Source organism: Dietzia sp. Cai40, assembly GCF_014145165.1.
In the GTDB taxonomy this organism is placed as follows: Bacteria; Actinomycetota; Actinomycetes; order Mycobacteriales; family Mycobacteriaceae; genus Dietzia; species Dietzia natronolimnaea.
Genome location: NZ_JAALEB010000356.1, coordinates 1 through 6,885, shown reverse-complemented (window position 1 = coordinate 6,885; position 6,885 = coordinate 1). Strand labels below are relative to the sequence as shown.

Below are 6,885 nucleotides of genomic sequence, written 5' to 3'. Positions count from 1 at the left end.
CCGGACGGGGACCGACGCCCGGACCGCGACCCCGTGACGGTCGAGATCACCTGGGACATGGGGACGGCCGGAGACGACGAGGCCGACAACGACGAGGCCGACGACGACGAGGCCGGCTCCGACCCGGCCGGCGGGACCCCCGGCACGGAAGGCGCCGCCCGCATCGTCACGACCACCGGCGAGGCGCGGACCACCAGGGTCGGCGAGGACTGGAAGGTCGAGTGGGCGCCGACGATCCTCGACACCCGCCTCGAGCCGGGGGGCACCCTGGCCTTCTCCGAGATCCTGGACTACGACACCTCGGTCCTCGACCGCACGGGCGAACCGCTGCTGCAGTGGACTCCGGTGACCGCGGTGACCCTGGCGCCGGGGGCGGTGGAGTCGGCCGACGCTGTCGCGGCGCTGGTGAACCCCGTGGTGCCGACGATCACCGGGCAGACGATCCGCGAGGGCATGACGGAGGCGGGGGACCAGCCGTACCAGATCGTCGCGCTCCGCCCGTCCGACATCGACCCGATCCGCGAGCAGCTCGCCGCCGTCCCGGGGGTGACGCTCCCTCAAAGCGGGGATCTCATCCGCACCGACCGCAGCCTGACCTCTCCCGCGATCAACAGTCTGCCGACCGCGTGGATGGACGCGATCACCGCAGAAGGCGGCTGGACCGCGGAGATCGTCAATCCCGACGCGGAACCGATCGAGCTCGGCAGCGCCCCGGTGGGCCAGGTCGACGACCTCGTCTCCACGCTGCAGATCTCGATGCAGCGGGCCGCCCAGCAGGCGGTGGACTCCTCCGCCCTGGGCGCCTCGATCGTGGCGATCCAGCCCTCGACGGGCGGAATCCTGGCCGTGGCACAGAACTCCGCCGCCGACCGGCAGGGGCCGGTGTCCATGCAGGGCCGCTTCCCGCCGGGGTCGACGTTCAAGATCGTCACCACGGCCGCGGCGCTCGAGGCCGGCGTCGTGGGCCCGGACGAGGTCGTGCCCTGCCCGGCCTCGGTCACCGTGTCGGGGCGCACGATCCCCAACGACGACGACTTCGAGCTCGGCCCGGTGCCGCTGGAGACCGCCTTCGCCCGGTCGTGCAACACCAGCCAGGCCGTCATCAGCGACCGGCTGACGCCGGAGGCCATGAAGGACACGGCCGCGAAGCTCGGCCTGGGCGTCGGGTTCTTCGCCCCCGGCCTCGGAGCGGACACCTTCACCGGGTCCGTGCCCGTCACCGAGCAGGGCCCGGCCCGCGTGGAAGCGGCGATCGGGCAGGGCGAGGTGTTGGCCAGCCCGTTCGGGATGGCGGTCATGACGGCCTCGCTGGCGAACGGCGGGCGGATGATCCTGCCGCACGTCGTCGACGGGATGACCGGCGACGCCAACGACGCACCGGAACCGCTCGACCCCGGAGTCGTCGACACCCTGCGCCGGTACATGGAGCAGACCGTCCGATCGGGCACCGCGACGGCCGCCAATTCGATCCCCGGACTCGGGGGCAAGACCGGCACGGCCGAGGTCGGCACCGGTCCCGCCCACGGCTGGTTCGTCGGTTCCACCGGGGACATCGCCCTCGCGGTGCTCATCGAGGGAGCCGACTCCTCGGGGCCCGCGGTGTCGATGGCCGCCGGGTTCCTCGGCGCCGCAGGACAGCCCGCACCCCTCGCGCGCGGGTGAGACGGTAGTTTCGCGTCATGCGTCTCCCCCGCCTCCCGCTGTCCGACCTCCCCGTCCCCGGCCTCGCCCGGTTGCCGTTCGTCTCCTCCCCCTCCCCCGCGGACACCAACCGCCGGGTGCTGGTCACCGGCGGGGCGTCGGGTCTCGGTCTGGCGTTGGTCACGGCGTTCCTCGAGCGCGGCGACCGCGTGATGGTCGCGGACCTCGCGGCCACCGACGACCGGCCCGCCTCGGTCCCCGGGGATGCGCGCTATCTGCGTCTGGACGTGCGTTCCGAGGAGGAATGGCAGGCGGCGCGCGCGGAGATCGAGCAGATCTGGGGCGGCATCGACGTGCTGGTCAACAACGCGGGCATCGCCCAGGGCGGCCGCATCGAGTACCTCACCGAGGAGGACTGGCGGCTCATCACGGACATCAACCTGCTGGGTGTGGCGCGGGGCTGCCGCACCTTCGTGCCGATGCTCAAGGCGCAGGGCCACGGGCACCTGGTCAACACGGCGTCTCTCGCCGGGCTCGTACACCCGCCGACCATGGCCTCCTACACGGCGGTCAAGGCGGCCGTGGTGGCGATCTCCGAGACCCTGCGGTGGGAGCTGGAGCCGTTCGGGATCGACGTGTCCGTGCTGTGCCCGTCGTTCTTCCGCACCAACCTGGCCTCGAGCCTCAACTCCTCGGACCCCGCCGCGAGCGGATTCGCGAGCAAGCTCATCGACCGCTCCGAGCGCGGCGCGGACGAGATCGCCGCCGAGGTGATGACCGGTCTGGACGCCAAGGAGTTCCTGATCCTGCCCGACCCGGACGCCCGCAAGGCCTACCGCGGCAAGCGGTTCATGCCCGCCGCGTACGCCAGGACCATGCTCGGGATGGGGCAGAAGTTCGCCCGCGCCACCGGCGGGGGCTGACGGTCCCGCGGGCCGCCCGTCCCGGTTCCGCCGGGCACGGCCCGAGTCGGCACCGCGCCCGGGGCAAGTACCCTGCGGTGCATGACTCCCTCGCTCCCCCTCCCCTCCACCGTGATGTCCCGCGCCGATCTCGACTTCCTGCTCCACGACTGGCTGCGGGTGTCCGAGCTGTGTGGGCGTGAGCGGTACGCGGACCACTCCCGCGAGACCATCGACGCCGTGGTGGACCTGTCGGCCGAGCTCGCCGAGAAGTACTTCGCCCCGCACAACCGCAAGGCGGACCTCAACGAGCCCAGGCTCGTGGGCGAGGAGGTCGAGCTCATCCCGGAGATCGCCGAGGCGCTGCGCCGCTTCGCCGACGCCGACCTGGTGGGCGCCGCGATGGACGAGCGGGTGGGCGGGATGCAACTGCCCTACACCGCCTACCTGGCGTGCATGGCGTGGTTCTACGCGGCCAACGTCGCCACCGCGGCGTACCCGCTGCTCACCACCGGCAACGCCAACCTGTTGATCGAGCACGGTTCGGACGAGCAGATCGAGCGCTACGTCAAGCCGATGGTCGAGGGCCGGTTCACCGGCACCATGTGCCTGTCCGAGCCGCAGGCCGGCTCCAACCTCGCCGACATCACCACCCGCGCCGAGCCGCAGGACGACGGGACCTACCGGCTGTTCGGGCAGAAGATGTGGATCTCCGGCGGCGAGCACACGATGTCCGAGAACATCGTGCACCTCGTACTGGCCAAGGTGCCCGGTTCGCCGGCCGGTACCCGCGGCATCAGCCTGTTCGTGGTGCCGAAGTACCTGGTCGACGAGGACGGTTCGATCGGGGAGCGCAACGACATCGTGATCACCGGCCTCAACCACAAGATGGGCTTCCGCGGCACGGTCAACACCATGCCCACCCTCGGCCAGGGCATGCACACCCCCGGCGGCCGGCCGGGCGCGGTCGGATACCTCCTGGGCGAGGAGAACACCGGCCTCAAGAAGATGTTCACCATGATGAACGAGGCCCGGCTCGGCGTGGGTCTGGGCGCCACGGCCCTCGGGTACACCGGGTACCTCAAGTCGCTCGATTACGCGCGCAACCGCCCTCAGGGGCGGACCGTCGGTGCCGATCCCTCCTCGCCGCAGGTCATGCTGACCGGGCACGCCGACGTGCGGCGGATGTTGCTGGCCCAGAAGTCCTACGTGGAGGGTGCCCTGGCGCTGGGGCTGTTCTGCGCGAGGCTCGTCGACGACGAGAAGACCGGGTCCCCGGAGGAGGCCGCAGCCGCCACGACGCTGCTGGACGTCCTCACCCCGATCGCCAAGTCGTGGCCGTCGCAGTGGTGCCTCAAGGCCAACGAACTCGCGGTACAGGTACTGGGCGGGGCCGGGTACACGATCGACTACGACGTCGAGCAGCACTACCGCGACAACCGCCTCAACCCGATCCACGAGGGCACGCACGGGATCCAGGCCCAGGATCTGCTCGGGCGCAAGGTCCTCGCCGGGGGCGGTGCCGGACTGGCCGCACTGAGCGAGCGCATCGCCGCCACCTGCGACCGGGCGGATGCGGCAGGCGGCCCGGCCGAGGAGTTCGCCGCGCTGCTCCGACCGCGGGTGACGCGACTGATCGAGGTGACCACCGCACTCGCCGGGCTCGGGGCGACCGACCCGGAGGCGTTCCTGGCCGACGCCACCGAGTACCTCGAGGCCGCCGGTCACATCGTGATCGCCTGGATCTGGCTCGAGCAGGTCCTCGCCCTGGGAGGTCGGATCGACGACGACGCCGACGGGTTCGCCGCCGGGAAGCGGCAGGCCGCGGCGTACTTCCTGCGGCGCGAGCTGCCCGTCGTTGACGCGAAGTTCGACCTGCTGGCCGCGGGCGACCGCACCACCCTGGACATGCGCGACGACTGGTTCTGACCAGCGGTGCCCCCGCCGAGCAGGCGGTCCTCAGCGGGCTGTGGACGATGCGAGCACGCCGTCCAACTCCTCGAACGCCTCGGTCCAGCCGTCGTAGACGCCGTGTTCGGAACCGCGGTCGTCGGGGTGCCGGGCCATGTGGAAGGTCATCAGGGTGCGCCCCTCGCCCGCCTCGGCGAGGTCGACGGTGATGACGGGGACCTCGTCCCCGCGCTCGTCGTCCGGGCTGACCCAGGTGAACCGGAGCCGGTCGGGCTCGCGGACCTCCAGGTATTCGCCCGTGGCCGGCCACTCGCCGCCGTCCGGGTCGATCATGAGGTAGGCGTAGCTGCCACCCACGCGGAGATCGATCGAGACGCTCTCGGCAGGGGTCGTGACCTCGTGCGGGTGCCACCAGCGAGCGGCCAGTGTCGGATCCGTCCACGCGCGCCAGAGGGTCTCGCGCGGGGCGTCGAATGTGCGGGTGATGGTGAATTCCGGGACGGACATGATGTCGTCACTCCTTCGATCGAGGCGTGCGACCTCGATCCGTGGGGTCGGCGTGCCCGGGCCGGATGTCGGTGAGCACGTCGTCGAGTCGGTCGAACTTCTGCTGCCACAGCGCGCGGTTGCGCTCGACCCAGGCAGTGGCGGCGTCCAGCGGTTCCGGCCGGAGCGTGCACACCCGCCACTGGGCGCGCGTGCTTCGCTCGATGAGACCGGAGGTCTCCAACACCCGGAGGTGTTGCGAGATGGCGGGTGCACTGATGTCGAACGGTTCCGACAACTCGCCCACAGTGGCCGGCCCGGCGCTGAGCCGCTCGAGGATCCCACGACGCGTGGGATCGGCGAGCGCCTGGAACACCCGGGACAGCGGATCACCGGCCTTTTTCAATTCACTCATTCCTTAATTAGGCAATAGCTTAATTATGCACCGTGACGCGCCACTGTCAACCCCTCGTCCACGATCACCGCCGGCCGGAACCCTCTCGCGGCGCGGGTGCCGGTGGTCCGGCCGCGGGACCCGACGAGGCCCGGGCCGACGCTCTCGCGTCGACCCGGGCCTCGGTGCTGCCGGAACACTCAGGAGGTCAGGGCCTCCCGGGGTCCAGTGGGATCACTCCTCGGGAACCATGACCTCATCGATGAGGTAGACCGTGGCGTTGGCGGTCTGGACGCCACCACAGATCACGTTGGCACCGTTGACGGTGAGCTCGTCACCGGAGCCCATGACCTCGACGTCCGCGCCGTTCAGCGTGGTCTGCATGCCCTCGATCTCGTCAGGGGTGATCTGTCCCTCGACAACGTGGTAGGTCAGGATGCTGGTGAGCAGCTCGGGATCGGTCTGCAGCGCCTCCATCGTGGCGTCGTCGACCTGCGCGAACGCGTCGTCGACCGGCGCGAACACGGTGTACTCACCGTTGTTGAGCGTGTCGACCAGGTCGACCTCCGGGTTCACCCCGCCCGACACGGCGGCCGTGAGGGTGGTGAGCAGCGGGTTGTTGGAGGCGGCGGTGGCGACCGGCTCCATGGCCATACCGTCGACCGAGCCCGGCCCGTCCGGGTTGGCCTCGGCGTAGTCCGCACACCCGGGACCGACCAGCATGCCGGCCGGCTCCGCCATGGGAGAGGTCTCTTCGGTGGTCATTTCGGAGGTCATGGGGGCGGACGTGGTGCCCTCGGCCTCCATGCCGCCTTCGTCGTCCGCGCAGCCGGCCAGAACGAGGCCGCTCACGGCAGCCGCCGCCGCGATCGATGCCATACGGCGGGAGATCGTCATGCTCATTGTGTTGGTCCTTTCAACAGAGCCTTGCGTGCTGGGTCAAGGGTTCTTCGGCACTGCTGTCGAGACGGATGGGTGGCCCTCAGAAAATTTCTCCGGAACCGTCCGGCGGGGCCCGTGCTCCGAACTCTTGATGTGGACACCACCCAGCCCCGACCCCGTGTGACGGCTCAGATCTCCGCGGGGATCCTCTCGACCGGTATCGCCCTCGCGGTCGGTCACGCGATCGCGGGACTGGTCGCCCCCGGGTCGTCACCCTTCCTGGCGGTGGCCGACTCCGTCGTCGACCGCGCACCCGCGGCCGTCCGCGAGGCGACCATCGACGCGCTCGGGACGGCGGACAAGCCCGCGCTGCTGATCAGCCTCGCCGGCATCCTCGCGGTGCTCGGCGTGGTGGTCGGCCTACTGGAGCGCCCGCGCCGCCCCATCGGTTCCCTCATCATCGTCGCCCTCGGTCTCACGGGAACGCTCGCGGCGGTGACGCGTCCGACGGCCGGACCCGCGTGGGCGCTGCCGACCCTCGTGGGCACCGTCCTCGCCGTGGTGGCGCTGCGTCTGATGATCGGCGCGTTGTTCCCCGCACCCGCGAGCCCGTCCGGAACCGCGGACGCCGAGCACCCGGTCCCGGGCCCGGGCCCGGATCGACGTCGC

The 6,885-nt window shown here is 71.0% G+C and carries 6 protein-coding genes and 1 pseudogene; 4 read left to right on the top strand and 3 right to left on the bottom strand.

The window, feature by feature from the left end; all coding sequences use genetic code 11:
* The 3 genes from G6022_RS13290 to G6022_RS13280 form a co-directional block, all read left to right on the top strand.
* A partial coding sequence (locus G6022_RS13290; protein WP_182691747.1) for a penicillin-binding transpeptidase domain-containing protein occupies positions 1–1,662 on the top strand: 1,662 nt, incomplete at its 5' end.
* Between the two features lie 17 nt (positions 1,663–1,679).
* Positions 1,680–2,564 (top strand): SDR family NAD(P)-dependent oxidoreductase, encoded by an 885-nt coding sequence (locus tag G6022_RS13285; protein WP_182691746.1) that lies wholly within the window; start codon positions 1,680–1,682, stop codon positions 2,562–2,564.
* Positions 2,565–2,645: 81 nt separating this feature from the next.
* Positions 2,646–4,472: an acyl-CoA dehydrogenase gene (locus G6022_RS13280; RefSeq protein ID WP_182639892.1), complete on the top strand. Its 1,827-nt coding sequence runs from the start codon at positions 2,646–2,648 to the stop codon at positions 4,470–4,472.
* Positions 4,473–4,502: 30 nt separating this feature from the next.
* On the opposite strand, the gene G6022_RS13275 is transcribed toward G6022_RS13280, so the two are convergent.
* From G6022_RS13275 to G6022_RS13265, 3 genes are all read right to left on the bottom strand, one after another.
* On the bottom strand, positions 4,503–4,961 hold the full coding sequence (locus tag G6022_RS13275) for an SRPBCC domain-containing protein (protein WP_182616416.1): 459 nt from the start codon (positions 4,959–4,961) through the stop codon (positions 4,503–4,505).
* A 7-nt stretch (positions 4,962–4,968) separates the two neighbouring features.
* A complete protein-coding gene (locus G6022_RS13270) occupies positions 4,969–5,355 on the bottom strand; it encodes a metalloregulator ArsR/SmtB family transcription factor (protein WP_179523676.1) in 387 nt (128 codons plus the stop codon).
* Between the two features lie 213 nt (positions 5,356–5,568).
* On the bottom strand, positions 5,569–6,231 hold the full coding sequence (locus G6022_RS13265; RefSeq protein WP_182616424.1) for a fasciclin domain-containing protein: 663 nt from the start codon (positions 6,229–6,231) through the stop codon (positions 5,569–5,571).
* A gap of 138 nt (positions 6,232–6,369) precedes the next feature.
* Between G6022_RS13265 and G6022_RS13260 the strand changes: the two are divergent.
* Positions 6,370–6,885 (top strand): annotated as a pseudogene (locus G6022_RS13260) (oxidoreductase); the annotation flags it as partial.